The sequence below is a fragment of the Streptomyces sp. NPDC043908 genome (assembly GCF_056435525.1).
In genome coordinates, this window is the sequence record NZ_JBWKEI010000010.1 from 320,161 (window position 1) to 334,128 (window position 13,968).

The window sequence follows — 13,968 nt, forward strand, 5'->3', positions numbered from 1 at the left end:
GGCCGCCGTACGGTCGTCGTTCTGCTCGTGGATCAGTGGTGGTCGCGCACACCGGCCTACAGGTGAACAGACACCACCCGGCACCCCTACGCCGGGCGACGCTAACCGGCGGGCCCCGGGCCGGCGGGTGACGGGGGGACGTCCTCGCGGACGCCCGGCCCCGTCACGGCCGTGGGTCAGATCCGCTCGGCGTGCACGTACGACATCGGGTAGACGATGCGGCCCTTCTCGTCCACGTCGAAGGCGTCCGGGTCGAACGGCAGGGTGCCGCCCGTCTCCTCGCGCTGCTTCTCGAAGTACTCACGGGTGTGGTTGGTGGTGCACAGGCTGTCCTCGATGGCGAGGATCCGCCACTGCCCGTCCAGGTTGGTACGGAAGTTGTCCTTGCTCACCCGCAGCTGCTGGGGCGGCAGGCCGACCAGCTCGGACTCGGCGAAGGCGAACAGGTGCAGCTTGGCGCCCGGCGCGGTCACCCGGTGCAGGGCGGCGGCGTACGCGCGCCGCTGCTCGTCGCTGAGCACGTGGTACAGCCCGTAGTCCAGGACGGTCTCGAAGCCGCCCTCGATCCCCTCGAACTTCGTGGCGTCCGACACCGCGAAGGTCATGTCCAGACCGCGCTCCCGGGCGCGCTCCTGGGCCTGGCCGATGGCGGACGGCGAGAAGTCCAGGCCGGTGACGTCGTGGCCGCGGCTCTTGAGGTGCAGCGAGTTCTGCCCGGTGCCGCACCCGGCGTCCAGCACCTTGCCTCGGAACGCGCCGGACGCCTCCAGGGCCACGACGACGGGCTGCGGCTCGGGGATGTTCCAGGGCGCGAAGTCGAACTTCATCCCCAGCCCCTCCGTCCGCACCTTCCCCGCGTACAGCGGATCGAAGTTGGCGCTGCCCGCCGTGTAGACCTGCTCCGTGCTCACGTGGTGCCTCCCGTTTACGGTCCGCCGAAATCAAGCGATGCGGTCAATCTCCCGGACCCAATCCTCCGGCGACAAGCCCGGGTGGCTGATCAGACGTGCAATATCGGGAACTCCGCGGTTGAACAGGGCTTGACAGGAGAGAGAATTACGGAACGGGGAGGGAGGAAGGGAACGGAATACCGCCCCCCGCGCCACCGCCCGCGCCCGGACCGCCTCGCCCCGCCGGACGGCCCCGCCCGGGACCCCAGCCCCGGCCCCCCGCCCAGGACCCCGGTCCGGGACCCCGGTCCGGGACCCCGGTCCAGCCCGACGCCCTCACCGCTCGTGTTGACGCCCGCCCCCGCCCCCCGCACGGAACGTACAGCCACCACCCCCCACCCCCCGGACCCGCTCACGCGAAAGAGCCCCGACCACAAAATGGTCGGGGCTCTCTCCCGCAGGTGTACGCGTCGCGCCGCGCAGGCGCACCGCGTCGCCCGCGCAGGTTGAAACGTTTCTGCGGAGGGAACGCAGAGTGGGGCGGGTGGGACTCGAACCCACGGCCGACGGATTATGAGTCCGCTGCTCTAACCGGCTGAGCTACCGCCCCTAACGGCGCGTCGCGCACATTTGTGCGCGCCGTCTGCCGCAGCATAGCCGCTCATACGATCTCCTGCCTCGGATGGTCGGCAACGCACGCCCATGAGGACCCCGTCATGCCCCGCGCGGTTCCCCGGGGCATGAAAAAGGACCCTCGAGGGGCCCTTTTCACTGCTCTCCCGACTGGACTCGAACCAGTAACCTGCCGGTTAACAGCCGGCTGCTCTGCCAATTGAGCTACAGGAGACCGAGCTCCCCCGACTGGACTCGAACCAGTAACCTGCCGGTTAACAGCCGGCTGCTCTGCCAATTGAGCTACAGGGGAATGTCTCGTTGCATCGAACGTACCTACCCCGGGTGTCCCCGGGCGGCGTGCGCTCGCTGCGACACATACATTAGCGCAAGCAGGGGGGTGCTCCGCCAATCGGTTCCGCCCCGGGTGATCTCGGGGCTTCGCGGGTAGGCGCAGCACACGACGTCACAGTGACGTCGCCAGACGCCACAGAAGGGTGACCGCCATGCGCTACCGGCTCACGTTCGCCGTCGGACTCGTCGTCGGGTACGTGCTCGGAACCCGGGCCGGACGCGAGCGCTACGAACAGTTGAAGAAGTCCGCCCGCCAGGTCGCCCAGAACCCGGCGGTGCGCAACACCGCGGAGTCGGCCGCGCAGAACGGCCGGGCGTACGCGGGCAAGGCCATCCACGCGGTGACCGAGAAGGTGTCCGACAAGGTCGGGGACAAGGCGCCGAAGTCGATCGCCGACCGGGTGCGCTCGCTGCGCGGGCGCGGCCAGGGCGGCGAGGACGACTGGGGCACCAGCAACACCTGACACCGGCTCCCCGCGGGAGCCGGTGGTCGCGCGGGGGCCCGGTGGGCCCCCGCGTGATGCAGAATCGTGCGCATGGGGATAGTCGCCGGGCTGGACAGCTCTTCCGCCTTCACTCGCATCGTCGTCTGCGACACCGACACCGGTGCCGTCCTGCGGCAGGGGTACGCCCCGCATCCCGTCGATCCCAAGGCCACCGAGGTCGATCCGCAGGCCTGGCTGCTCTCGCTGGGCGAGGCCGCGGCGGGCGGGCTGCTCGAAGGGGTGCAGGCCATCGGGGTCGCCGCCCAGCAGCACGCGCTGATCGCGCTGGACTCCCAGGGCTCCCTCGTACGGGCCGCGCTGACCGGCAACGACAAGCGCGCCCAGGTGGCCGCCGCGGACCTGACCGACGCGCTCGGCGGGCGCGAGGCGTGGGCCAAGGCCGTCGGCAGCGTGCCGCAGGCCGGCCAGGCGGTGGCCAAGCTGCGCTGGCTGGCCCGCAGCGAGCCGGAGGCCGCCCAGCGCACCGCCGCGATCGTCCAGGCCCACGACTGGCTGGTGTGGCAGCTGCTGGGCCGCCCGGCCCGCCGTACCACCGACCGCGGGGCCGCCTCCGGCACCGGCTTCTGGTCGGCCGCGACCGGCTTCTACCGCCCCGACCTCGTCGAACTCGCGCTCGGCCACCACGTGGCACTGCCCGAGGTGCTCGGCCCCTCCGACGCGGCCGGCACCACCCCCGAGGGGCTGCTGATCTCGGCCGGGACCGGCGAGACGATGGCCGCGGCCTTCGGCCTCGGGGTCGGGCCCGGCGACGCGGTCGTCTCGCTCGGGGCCTCGGGCTCGGTCATGGCCGTGCACCACGAGGCGCTGGCCGACCCGGCCGGGATGATTACGTCGTTCGCCGACGCCACCGGCCGCCATCTGCCCGTCGTGCATACGAGCAACGCGGTACGGGCGCTGCGCGGTACGGCGGAGATGCTCGCCGTCGAGAGCCTGGAGGAGCTCTCCGCGCTGGCGCTGAAGTCGACCCCGGGCGCCAGCGGGCTCGTCCTGCTGCCGTATCTGGAGGGCGAGCGCACCCCCCGGCTGCCGCACGCGGCCGGGACGCTCTCGGGGCTGCGGCGCGAGTCGATGAAGCCCGAGCACCTGGCGCGGGCCGCGTTCGAGGGCATGCTCTGCTCCCTGGCGGACGCGCTGGACGTACTGCGCTCGCGCGGGGTCGAGGTGCGCCGGGTCTTCCTGCTCGGCGCCGCGGCCGAGCTGCCGGCCGTACAGGCGGCGGCGCCGGCGATCCTGGGCACCCAGGTGGTCGTGCCGCAGCCCGCCGAGTACGCGGCGCTCGGCGCGGCCCGGCAGGCGGCCTGGGCGCTCGGCGTCTCGCAGGGCTCCCTCGCCGCGCACACCCCGCCGGCCTGGCAGGGCGCGGCGGCGCAGGTCTTCGAGCCGGGCGAGGAGCTGGCCGTGGGGCAGGCGGTGCGCCAGCAGTACATCGCGACGCGGGACGAGATCCACCCGGGCGCGTTCGACACCGGGGCATGAGCGCGCGCCCCGGTCACCAGGGCACGGAACAAGCCGTACGGGGGATTTTCCGGCGTGTCGTCTTGACTGCGTCGGAGGTCCGTCCTTGACTCATCCTTTTGACTCGCCCTTGGCTTAATCGCTTGAGGTTCCAGGGGTGGAGTGTCGCAAGATGGGGGTCGAACCCCTCGATCTTGCCGACCCGGAGAGCCTTCACGTGCTCATACGACTCCTGCGGACCCATCTGGTTCCGTACAAGAAACCGATCGCGCTCCTGGTGCTGCTCCAGCTGCTCCAGACCTGCGCGACCCTCTATCTGCCGACCCTGAACGCCGACATCATCGACAACGGTGTCGTTCACGGGGACACCGGCTACATCCTGGAGTTCGGCGGCATCATGATCGCCGTCAGCCTCGTCCAGGTGGTCTGCAACGTCGGCGCCGTCTACTTCGGCGCCCGCACCGCCGCCGCCCTGGGCCGGGACGTGCGGGCGGCCGTCTTCGCGCGGGTGCAGTCGTTCTCCGCGCGCGAGGTGGGCCACTTCGGGGCGCCGTCCCTGATCACCCGGACCACCAACGACGTGCAGCAGGTCCAGATGCTGACGCTGATGTCGTTCACGCTGATGGTGTCGGCGCCGATCATGTGCGTGGGCGGCATCGTCATGGCGCTCGGCCAGGACGTGCCGCTGTCGGCGGTGCTGCTCGCCGTGGTGCCGGTGCTGGGCATCTGCGTCTCGCTGATCGTGCGGAAGATGCGGCCGCTGTTCCGCACCATGCAGACCCGTCTGGACACGGTCAATCGCGTGCTGCGCGAGCAGATCACCGGCAACCGCGTGATCCGGGCGTTCGTGAAGGACGACTACGAGAAGGGCCGCTTCAAGGGCGCCAACACCGAGCTGACCGACGTCTCGCTCGGCACCGGCCGGCTGATGGCGCTGATGTTCCCCACCGTGATGACCGTGGTGAACGTCTCCTCGGTGGCCGTGGTGTGGTTCGGCGCCCACCGGATCGACAGCGGCTCCCTCCAGATCGGCCAGCTCACCGCGTTCCTCACGTATCTGATGCAGATCGTGATGGCCGTGATGATGGCCACCTTCATGTTCATGATGGTGCCGCGCGCCGAGGTCTGCGCCGAGCGGATCGAGGAGGTCCTCGGCACCGACAGCAGCGTGGTGCCGCCGAAGGCCCCCGTGCGCGAGCTGCGCCGCAGCGGCCATCTGGAGGTCCGCGGCGCCGACTTCACCTACCCCGGCGCCGAGGAGTCCGTCCTGAAGGGTGTGGACCTGGTGGCCCGCCCCGGCGAGACCACCGCGGTCATCGGGTCGACCGGCAGCGGCAAGTCCACGCTGCTCGGGCTCGTACCGAGGCTGTTCGACGTGACGGGCGGCTCGGTCCTGGTGGACGGCGAGGACGTGCGCGGGATCGATCCCGTCCTGCTCGCCAAGACGGTGTCGATGGTGCCGCAGAAGCCGTACCTCTTCTCCGGGACGGTGGCGACCAATCTGCGGTACGGCAATCCCGACGCCACCGACGAGGAGCTCTGGCACGCTCTGGAGGTCGCCCAGGCGAAGGAGTTCGTCGGCAGGCTGGAGGGCGGGCTCAACGCGCCGATCGCGCAGGGCGGCACCAATGTCTCCGGCGGCCAGCGCCAGCGGCTCGCCATCGCGCGGACCCTGGTGCAGCGCCCGGAGATCTACCTCTTCGACGACTCGTTCTCGGCGCTCGACTACGCCACCGACGCGGCCCTGCGGGCGGCGCTGCTGCGCGAGACGCGCGAGGCGACCGTCGTCATCGTGGCCCAGCGGGTCTCCACGATCCGCGACGCCGACCGGATCGTCGTCCTGGACGAGGGCCGGGTCGTCGGCACCGGCCGCCACCACGAGCTGATGGCCGAGAACGAGACGTACCGGGAGATCGTGCTCTCCCAGCTGACGGAGGCCGAGGCGGCATGAGCGGAAACATGGCCCGGATGATGGGCCAGGGCGACGGCAAACGCTCGATGGACTTCAAGGGTTCGTCGAAGCGGCTGCTCAGGCAGCTCGCGCCGGAGAAGGGCACGCTCTGGGTGATGCTCGTGGCCGCGGTGCTCAGCGTGGCGCTCTCGGTGGTCGGGCCCAAGATCCTCGGCAAGGCGACCGACCTGGTCTTCGCGGGCGTCGTCGGCCGGCAGATGCAGGACGGGACGACCAAGGAGCAGGCGCTCCAGCGGCTGCGCGACAAGGGCGACGGCTCGCTCGCCGACATGCTCTCCGGGGTGCGCTTCACCCCCGGCCACGGCATCGACTTCGGCGAGGTCGGCCGGGTGCTGCTGGTGGCGCTCGCGGTGTACGTGGGCGCGGGACTGCTGATGCTGGTGGCGACCCGGCTCTCCAACCGGGCGATCAACCGTACGGTGTTCCGGATCCGCGAGCAGGTGCAGGCGAAGCTGTCGAGGCTGCCGCTGTCGTACTTCGACCGCGCCAAGCGGGGCGAGGTGCTCAGCCGGGCGACCAACGACATCGACAACATCTCGCAGACGATGCAGCAGACGATGGGGCAGCTCATCAACTCGCTGCTGACCATCGTCGGCGTGCTGGCGATGATGTTCTGGATCTCGCCGCTGCTGGCCCTGGTGGCGCTGGCGACCGTACCGCTGTCGGTGTTCGTCGCGACGAGGATCGGCAAGCGGTCGCAGCCGCAGTTCGTGCAGCAGTGGAAGACCACGGGCCGGCTCAACGCGCACGTGGAGGAGATGTACACCGGGCACACCCTGGTGAAGGTCTTCGGGCGCCAGGAGGAGTCGGCGCGGCAGTTCGACGAGCAGAACGACGCGCTGTACGAGGCCGGGTTCCGGGCGCAGTTCAACAGCGGGGTGATGCAGCCGCTGATGATGTTCATCTCGAACCTGAACTACGTGCTGGTCGCCGTGGTCGGCGGACTGCGGGTCGCCTCGGGCGCGCTGTCGATCGGCGATGTGCAGGCCTTCATCCAGTACTCGCGGCAGTTCTCCATGCCGCTCACCCAGGTCGCCTCGATGGCGAACCTGGTGCAGTCGGGCGTCGCCTCCGCCGAACGGATCTTCGAGCTGCTCGACGCGGACGAGCAGGAGCCGGACGCGGAGTCGGCCGAGCGGCCGGTGGAGCGGCGCGGCGCGGTGACCCTGGAGAAGGTGGCGTTCCGGTACGACCCGGAGAAGCCGCTGATCGAGGACCTGTCGCTGAAGGTCGAGCCCGGGCAGACGGTCGCGATCGTCGGCCCGACGGGCGCGGGCAAGACGACGCTGGTCAACCTGCTGATGCGGTTCTACGAGGTGACGGACGGGCGGATCACCCTGGACGGGGTTGACGCGGCCCGGATGTCGCGCCGGGAGCTGCGCTCGGGCATCGGCATGGTGCTTCAGGACACCTGGCTGTTCGGCGGCACCATCGCGGACAACATCGCGTACGGCGCGGACCGGCCGGTGACCCGCGAGGAGATCGAGGAGGCGGCCCGGGCGGCGCACGCGGACCGGTTCGTCCGGACGCTGCCGGACGGGTACGACACGGTGATCGACGACGAGGGCACGGGGGTGAGCGCGGGCGAGAAGCAGCTGATCACCATCGCGCGGGCGTTCCTGTCCGACCCGGTGATCCTGGTCCTCGACGAGGCGACGAGCTCGGTGGACACCCGTACCGAGGTATTGATCCAGAAGGCGATGGCGCGGCTGGCCCACGGGCGGACGTCGTTCGTCATCGCCCACCGGCTCTCCACGATCCGGGACGCCGACGTCATCCTGGTCATGGAGAACGGCGCCATCGTGGAGCAGGGCACGCACGACGAACTGCTGGCCGCCGAGGGCGCGTACGCACGGCTGTACGCGGCGCAGTTCGCGCAGGCGGTGGCGGAGGTCGACTAGGCCGTTCCGGCGCCGGGCCGTCCCGGCGCCGGGGCTCAGTCCAGATAGCCCCGCAGCTGGTCGGCGAAGGCGTGGTCGCGGAGTTTGTTCAGCGTCTTGGACTCGATCTGGCGGATGCGTTCGCGGGTGACGCCGAAGATGCGGCCGATCTCCTCCAGCGTGCGCGGGCGCCCGTCGGCGAGCCCGTAGCGCAGCTGGACCACCTTGCGTTCGCGCTCGCCCAGCGTGGACAGCACGGCCTCCAGGTGCTCGCGCAGCAGCAGGAAGGCCGCCGACTCCACGGGGGACGCCGCGTCGCCGTCCTCGATCAGGTCGCCGAGCGCCACGTCGTCCTCCTCGCCCACGGGGGCGTGCAGCGAGACCGGCTCCTGGGCGAGCCGGAGCACCTCGCTCACGCGCTCGGGCGGCAGGTCGAGGTGGGCGGCGACCTCCTCGGGCGTCGGCTCGTAGCCGCGCTCCTGGAGCATCCGGCGCTGCACCCGCACCACGCGGTTGATCAGCTCGACCACATGGACGGGGACGCGGATGGTGCGGGCCTGGTCGGCGAGCGCGCGCGACATGGCCTGGCGGATCCACCACGTCGCGTACGTGGAGAACTTGTAGCCGCGCGCGTAGTCGAACTTCTCGACCGCGCGGATCAGCCCGAGGTTGCCCTCCTGGACCAGGTCGAGCATGGTGAGCCCGCGCCCCACATAGCGCTTGGCGACGGAGACGACCAGACGCAGGTTCGCCTCGATCAGCCGGCGTTTGGCCATCCGGCCCATGACGACCAACTTGTCGAGGTCCACGGCGAGTTGGGAGTCGGGGTCCGGGGTGCCGGCGAGCTTCTCCTCGGCGAAAAGCCCCGCCTCCACCCGGCGCGCCAGCTCGACCTCCTCCGCGGCGGTGAGCAGCGGGATGCGCCCGATCTCGCGCAGGTACTGGCGGAACAGGTCGGAGGAGGGGCCGCCGGTGTCGGCGCGCCCCGGCACCCGCTCGGGCGGCTCGGGCACCTCCACCACGTCGTCGACGAGTTCGACGGGGGGCGTTTCGGTCTCGGGGTGGAGCACGGCCCGGGTCTGCGGGGGCACGGTGGCCACGACGTCGTTGTCGGTCAGGGTCTGGGTCTGCACGGGGGCGACCTCCAGGGTGATCGCTGCCGGATCGGGGGCGTGCGGCAGCGGGACGGGGGCGGCCGGGCCGCTGTCCGTCCCGTACACGATGAGCGGATCCGCGGGGGTGTGGTACCCACCTTCGGTGGGCCGGCCGCGCTCCGAGGACTCAGGCACCGCACCCCAGTGTGGGGTAAGACACATCTCCGCCACGAGGGGCGTGCGGTGACTTTTTGAAGCCGGTCCGTGACCGGGCGGTTACCGCGGTGGCAACGGGAGCGGCTCGCGCCGCGCTGTCACGGGTCCGGGTACCCCGCGGCGGCCCGGGCAGTCCGGGCTGGCGCGCCCGAGGGGGCCGCGCCCGGCGCTCAGAGGGCTTCCGCGCCCCGGTTGCGCAGCGCCTGGCCGTACTGCTGGAGGACCCACAACTCGTTCTGGACGGCGGCCAGTCGCTCGGGGTCGCCGTTCTGCCCGAGGCGGGCCAGGGTGCCCTGGATGTCGAGGAGGCGGCGGTCGACGGCGCGGCGGCGGACGGCGACGAGCTGCTCGCCCGCGTAGGCCTCGTCGACCACGCGGGCGTGGACCGCCTCCACGGCGAGCTCGGTGACCAGGGCGCGCACGGTGTCGTTGGGCGCCGACTCCATGACGGCCTGGAGGTAGTCGGAGGGGGCGTCCGTGGCGCCGCCGGCCTCCATGATGCACTGGCGCACCGCCGCGTACGGCGGGGCCGTGAACTCGTCCACCCCGTACGCGTCGAAGGCCGGGGAGACCAGGTGCGGGTGCTGCAGGGCAAGCTTGAGGAGCTCGCGCTCGGTGCGGTGGGCGGGGCTGCGCAGGTTCAGGGCGGGCCCGGAGGCGGCGGCCGGGGCCCGCACCTCCCCGTACGGGCGGCCGCGGTCCGGGGCGGGGCCCTTGCCGCCGCGGTCGCGGGCCCAACGGGCCAGCTGGGCCACGCGCTTGACGACGAACTGGGTGTCCAGGATGCCGAGGATGCCGGCCAGCTGGACGGCCACCTCGTGCTGGGAGGCGACGTTCTTGATGCGGGCGACGATCGGGGCGGCCTCGTCGAGGGCGGCGGCGCGGCCCGCCGGGGTCTCCAGGTCGTAGCGCTGGACGATCTGGCGGATGGCGAACTCGAAGAGCGGGGTGCGGGGCTGGACCAGGTCGGCGACCGCCTCGTTGCCCTTGGCCAGGCGCAGTTCGCAGGGGTCCATGCCGTCGGGGGCGATGGCGATGTAGGTCTCGGCGGCGAACTTCTGGTCGTCCTCGAAGGCGCGCAGGGCGGCCTTCTGGCCCGCCGCGTCACCGTCGAAGGTGAAGATCACGCGCGCGCTGCCGTTGTCCATCAGGAGGCGGCGCAGGATCTTGATGTGGTCGCCGCCGAAGGCCGTGCCACAGGTGGCGATGGCGGTGGTGACCCCGGCGAGGTGACAGGCCATCACATCGGTGTAGCCCTCGACGACCACGGCGCGGCTGGACTTGGCGATGTCCTTCTTGGCCAGGTCGATCCCGTACAGGACCTGCGACTTCTTGTAGATCGCGGTCTCGGGGGTGTTGAGGTACTTGGGGCCGTTGTCGTCGTCGCGGAGCTTGCGGGCGCCGAAGCCGACGACTTCGCCGGAGACGTCGCGGATCGGCCACATCAGCCGGCCGCGGAAGCGGTCGATGGGGCCGCGGCGACCCTCCTGGGAGAGCCCGGAGAGGGTCAGCTCCTTGTCGCTGAAGCCCTTGCCGCGCAGGAAGCGGGTGAGGTGGTCCCAGCCGGCCGGGCTGTAGCCGACGCCGAAGTGCGCGGCGGCGGCCTGGTCGAAGCCGCGCTCGGCGAGGAACTTGCGGCCGATCTCGGCCTCGGGGCTGGTGCCGAGCTGCTCGATGTAGAACTGCGCCGCGATCTTGTGGGCCTCGACCAGGCGGATGCGCTCGCCGCGCTGGTGGGAGGGGTTGTAGCCGCCCTCCTCGTACCGCAGGGTGATGCCGGCGGTGGCGGCCAGGCGCTCCACGGCCTCGGAGAACGACAGGTGGTCGATCTTCCGGACGAAGGCGATCGTGTCGCCGCCCTCCTGGCAGCCGAAGCAGTGGAAGAGACCCTTGCTGGGGCTGACCTGGAACGACGGGGACTTCTCGTCGTGGAAGGGGCACAGGCCCTTGAGGTTGCCGCCGCCCGCGTTGCGCAGCTGGAGGTACTCGGACACGACGGCGTCGATCGGGACCGCGTCCCGGACCGCCTTCACGTCGTCATCGTTGATCCTGCCCGCCACGCGGCAAGTCTACGGTGCGGGGAGGACAGTGCCGGCGGTCGCCGGGGCGGGGGCCCGGGTGCCTGTCGGGCCCCCGGCCCCCTCGCCGCCCGGCCGGGTGCGGGCGGCTCGGGGTCGAATGTCAGGGCCTGGTCACGTCGGCCAGGGGGACTGACGGGTCCGCCAGGCGGTCCGGGTCGACCTGGACGCCCTTCGTTCCCGCCCTGATCAGGTCCTGGATCGCCTCTGTGACGTCCCACACGTTCACGTTCATCCCCGCCAGCACCCGCCGCTCGCTCAGCCAGAAGGCGATGAACTCGCGCTTGCCCGCGTCGCCCCTGAGCACCACCTGGTCGTAGCTGCCGGGGGGCGCCCAGCCCGAGTACTCCAGGCCCAGGTCGTACTGGTCGGAGAAGAAGTACGGCACCCGGTCGTAGGCGGTCTCCTGGCCCAGCATCGCGCGCGCCGCGGCCGGGCCGCCGTTGAGGGCGTTGGCCCAGTGCTCCACCCGCAGCCGGGTGTCCAGCAGCGGGTGGTGGGCCGCGGCCACGTCGCCCGCGGCGAAGACGTCCGGGTCGGAGGTGCGCAGCGAGGCGTCGACCGCGACCCCGCCGCCGTGGGCGCGGTCGACGAGGGCGAGCCCGGCGGCCTCGGCGAGCGCGGTGCGCGGGGCCGCCCCGATCGCGGCGAGCACGTCGTGCGCCGGGTGCTCCTCGCCGTCGTCGGTGCGGGCGGCGAGGACCATGCCGTCCTGGCCGACGATCTCGGTGAGCCGCGCGCCGAAGTGGAAGCGGACGCCGTGCTCGGCGTGCAGCTCGGTGAAGATCTGGCCGAGCTCGGGGCCGATGACCTGGTGCAGCGGGGTCTGCTCGGGCTCGACGACGGTGACCTCGGCGCCGTAGCCGCGCGCGGCGGCGGCGACCTCCAGGCCGATCCAGCCCGCCCCGGCGATCACCAGGTGGCCGTTGTCGCGGCCGAGGGCCTTGAGGGTGTTGCGCAGCCGCTCGGAGTGGGCGAGGCGGCGCAGGTGGTGGACGCCCGCGAGGTCGGTGCCGGGGATCTCCAGGCGGCGCGGCTCGGAGCCGGTGGCGAGGAGCAGCTTGTCGTAGCCGATGACGGTGCCGTCGCCCAGGCGGACGGTCCTGGCCTCGCGGTCGATGGCGGTGACGGTCTGGCCGAGGTGGAGCTCGATGTCGTTCTGCGCGTACCAGCCGGGTTCGTGGACGAAGACGCCGTCGCGTTCCTCCTTGCCGGAGAGGAAGCCCTTGGACAGGGGAGGCCGTTCGTAGGGGTGCTCCCGCTCGTCGCCGATGAGGATCACCCGGCCGTTGAACCCCTCGGCGCGCAGGGTCTCGGCGGCCTTGGCCCCGGCCAGTCCTCCACCGACAATGACAAATGTCCGGTCTGCGTCGACCACTTGATGCCTCCTCGTTGCTCAACCGCCATCTGCGAGCGTCCCGCACGGAGCGTGATGGGGGAAGAGGGCTTGCTCCGTTGGGGGCGCCGAGTGGCCGGGCTTGATCGGTGCGTCATACGTACGGAAATGCGATGGGACGACGGGGATACGGCGGGGTGCGGCGCCGGAAAGGCCGCTCCGCCGCGGCTCAGCGGGGCGGCATGGCGAGTCTGGCGTGCAGGGACAGGGCCGCCGCGTCCGTCAGGGACCCGATCTGGTCGACGATCACGCGTTGCCGGGCGCGGTCGTCACCGGCTGCGGCGAAGAGCGCGCGGAACTGCGGGTCGAGCCCGTCCGCCGGAGCGCGCGCCGTGAGCGCTTCGGCCAGTTCGGCCAGAATGACGCGCTGGTCGGCGCGGAGCCGCTCCTGCTCGTCACGCTGCATCACATAGCGGACCGCCACCGCCTTGAGCACCGCGCACTCGTTGCGCGCGGCGCGCGGCACCACCAGCTCCGCCCCGTACCTGGTCAGCCGGCCCGAGCCCCAGCGCTCGCGGGTCGCGCCCTCGGCGGCCAGGCAGAACCGGCCGATGAGCTGGCTGGTGGCGTCCTTGAGGCGGGCCTGGGCGACCGCCGAGCCGTCGTACCCGTGCGGCCACCACTCCTCGTCCATCAGCCGGTCCAGCGCGTCCGCCAGTTCCTGCGGGTCGGTGCCGGACGGCACGTACCGCCCGATCGCCACGCGCCAGATGTCCTCGCGCTCGGGCTCGGAGAAGAGCAGGTTGGGGTCGATGTGCCCGGCGTGCAGCCCGTCCTCGAAGTCGTGGACGGAGTACGCCACGTCGTCCGCCCAGTCCATGACCTGGGCCTCGAAGCACGTGCGGTCGGGCACGGCGCCCCGGCGGACCCAGTCGAAGACCGGCAGGTCGTCCTCGTAGACCCCGAACTTCGTGGACTGCGGGTCGGTGGGGTGCCCGCCGCGCGGCCAGGGGTACTTGGTGGCCGCGTCCAGGGCGGCCCTGGTGAGGTTGAGGCCGACGCTGACGGGCTCGCCGCTCTGCTCGTCGCGCACGAAGCGCTTGGGTTCGAGGCGGGTGAGCAGGCGCAGCGACTGGGCGTTGCCCTCGAAGCCGCCGCAGTCCTTGGCGAAGTCGTTGAGCGCCTGCTCGCCGTTGTGCCCGAAGGGCGGGTGGCCCATGTCGTGCGCGAGGCAGGCCGCCTCGACGAGGTCGGGGTCGCAGCCGAGGGCGGCGCCGAGCTCGCGGCCGACCTGGGCGCACTCCAGGGAGTGGGTGAGCCGGGTGCGCGGGCTGGCGTCCCAGAGGCGGCCGGTCTCGCCGGGGGTCACGACCTGCGTCTTGCCCGCGAGCCGGCGCAGTGCGCCGGAGTGCAGCACGCGGGCGCGGTCGCGCTGGAAGGCGGTGCGGCCCGGCCGTTTGTCCGGCTCGGCGGCCCACCGCTCGACGTCGGTCGACTCGTACCCGGGGTGGTGTGCTGCGATGCCTTCCATGCACCGACAGTAAACGGAACCACTGACAAGCGGGGCGGCGCGGG

At 71.8% G+C, this 13,968-nt stretch carries 9 protein-coding genes and 3 tRNA genes; 4 read left to right on the forward strand and 8 right to left on the reverse strand.

Annotated features, from left to right (window positions below; translation table 11 throughout):
- Window positions 1–176: 176 nt before the first annotated feature.
- The 4 genes from AC069K_RS23350 to AC069K_RS23365 all read right to left on the reverse strand — a co-directional run bounded on the left by AC069K_RS23350 (window position 177) and on the right by AC069K_RS23365 (window position 1,815).
- Window positions 177–911, reverse strand: a complete 735-nt coding sequence (locus AC069K_RS23350; protein ID WP_365114024.1) for a class I SAM-dependent methyltransferase — start codon at window positions 909–911, stop codon at window positions 177–179.
- A 515-nt stretch (window positions 912–1,426) separates the two neighbouring features.
- Window positions 1,427–1,500 (reverse strand) — tRNA-Ile (locus tag AC069K_RS23355).
- 164 nt (window positions 1,501–1,664) lie between these two features.
- Window positions 1,665–1,737, reverse strand: a tRNA-Asn gene (locus tag AC069K_RS23360).
- A 5-nt stretch (window positions 1,738–1,742) separates the two neighbouring features.
- A tRNA-Asn gene (locus tag AC069K_RS23365) sits at window positions 1,743–1,815 on the reverse strand.
- A 193-nt stretch (window positions 1,816–2,008) separates the two neighbouring features.
- Between AC069K_RS23365 and AC069K_RS23370 the strand changes: the two genes are divergently transcribed.
- The 4 genes from AC069K_RS23370 (at window position 2,009) to AC069K_RS23385 (ending at window position 7,690) form a co-directional block, all read left to right on the forward strand.
- Window positions 2,009–2,320 carry a YtxH domain-containing protein gene (locus AC069K_RS23370; RefSeq protein WP_358837388.1) on the forward strand — a complete coding sequence of 104 codons (312 nt, stop codon included), beginning with the start codon at window positions 2,009–2,011 and terminating at the stop codon, window positions 2,318–2,320.
- Window positions 2,321–2,392: 72 nt separating this feature from the next.
- Window positions 2,393–3,838, forward strand: coding sequence for an FGGY family carbohydrate kinase (locus tag AC069K_RS23375; RefSeq protein WP_478619312.1), 1,446 nt, complete (start codon window positions 2,393–2,395; stop codon window positions 3,836–3,838).
- Window positions 3,839–4,034: 196 nt separating this feature from the next.
- Window positions 4,035–5,768 carry an ABC transporter ATP-binding protein gene (locus AC069K_RS23380; protein WP_365110801.1) on the forward strand — a complete coding sequence of 578 codons (1,734 nt, stop codon included), beginning with the start codon at window positions 4,035–4,037 and terminating at the stop codon, window positions 5,766–5,768.
- A complete protein-coding gene (locus AC069K_RS23385; protein WP_478619315.1) occupies window positions 5,765–7,690 on the forward strand; it encodes an ABC transporter ATP-binding protein in 1,926 nt (641 codons plus the stop codon). Before AC069K_RS23380 ends, AC069K_RS23385 begins: the two co-directional genes overlap by 4 nt.
- 35 nt (window positions 7,691–7,725) lie before the next feature.
- Here AC069K_RS23385 and AC069K_RS23390 read toward each other — a convergent pair whose 3' ends face one another.
- The 4 genes from AC069K_RS23390 to AC069K_RS23405 all read right to left on the reverse strand — a co-directional run bounded on the left by AC069K_RS23390 (window position 7,726) and on the right by AC069K_RS23405 (window position 13,924).
- Window positions 7,726–8,958, reverse strand: coding sequence for an RNA polymerase sigma factor (locus tag AC069K_RS23390; protein WP_365110704.1), 1,233 nt, complete (start codon window positions 8,956–8,958; stop codon window positions 7,726–7,728).
- Between the two features lie 191 nt (window positions 8,959–9,149).
- On the reverse strand, window positions 9,150–11,039 hold the full coding sequence (gene dnaG, locus AC069K_RS23395; RefSeq protein ID WP_478619319.1) for a DNA primase: 1,890 nt from the start codon (window positions 11,037–11,039) through the stop codon (window positions 9,150–9,152).
- A 121-nt stretch (window positions 11,040–11,160) separates the two neighbouring features.
- Complete coding sequence (locus tag AC069K_RS23400; protein ID WP_365110710.1) at window positions 11,161–12,435, reverse strand: NAD(P)/FAD-dependent oxidoreductase; 1,275 nt, start codon at window positions 12,433–12,435, stop codon at window positions 11,161–11,163.
- A gap of 187 nt (window positions 12,436–12,622) precedes the next feature.
- Window positions 12,623–13,924, reverse strand: a complete 1,302-nt coding sequence (locus AC069K_RS23405) for a deoxyguanosinetriphosphate triphosphohydrolase (protein ID WP_478619323.1) — start codon at window positions 13,922–13,924, stop codon at window positions 12,623–12,625.
- Window positions 13,925–13,968: the final 44 nt, after the last annotated feature.

Coding starts and splice junctions, on each gene's coding strand:
- AC069K_RS23370 (WP_358837388.1), top strand. CDS start 2,009: ATGCGCTACCGGCTCACGTTCGCCGTCGGACTCGTCGTCGGGTACGTG.
- AC069K_RS23375 (WP_478619312.1), top strand. CDS start 2,393: ATGGGGATAGTCGCCGGGCTGGACAGCTCTTCCGCCTTCACTCGCATC.
- AC069K_RS23385 (WP_478619315.1), top strand. CDS start 5,765: ATGAGCGGAAACATGGCCCGGATGATGGGCCAGGGCGACGGCAAACGC.
- AC069K_RS23405 (WP_478619323.1), bottom strand. CDS start 13,924: ATGGAAGGCATCGCAGCACACCACCCCGGGTACGAGTCGACCGACGTC.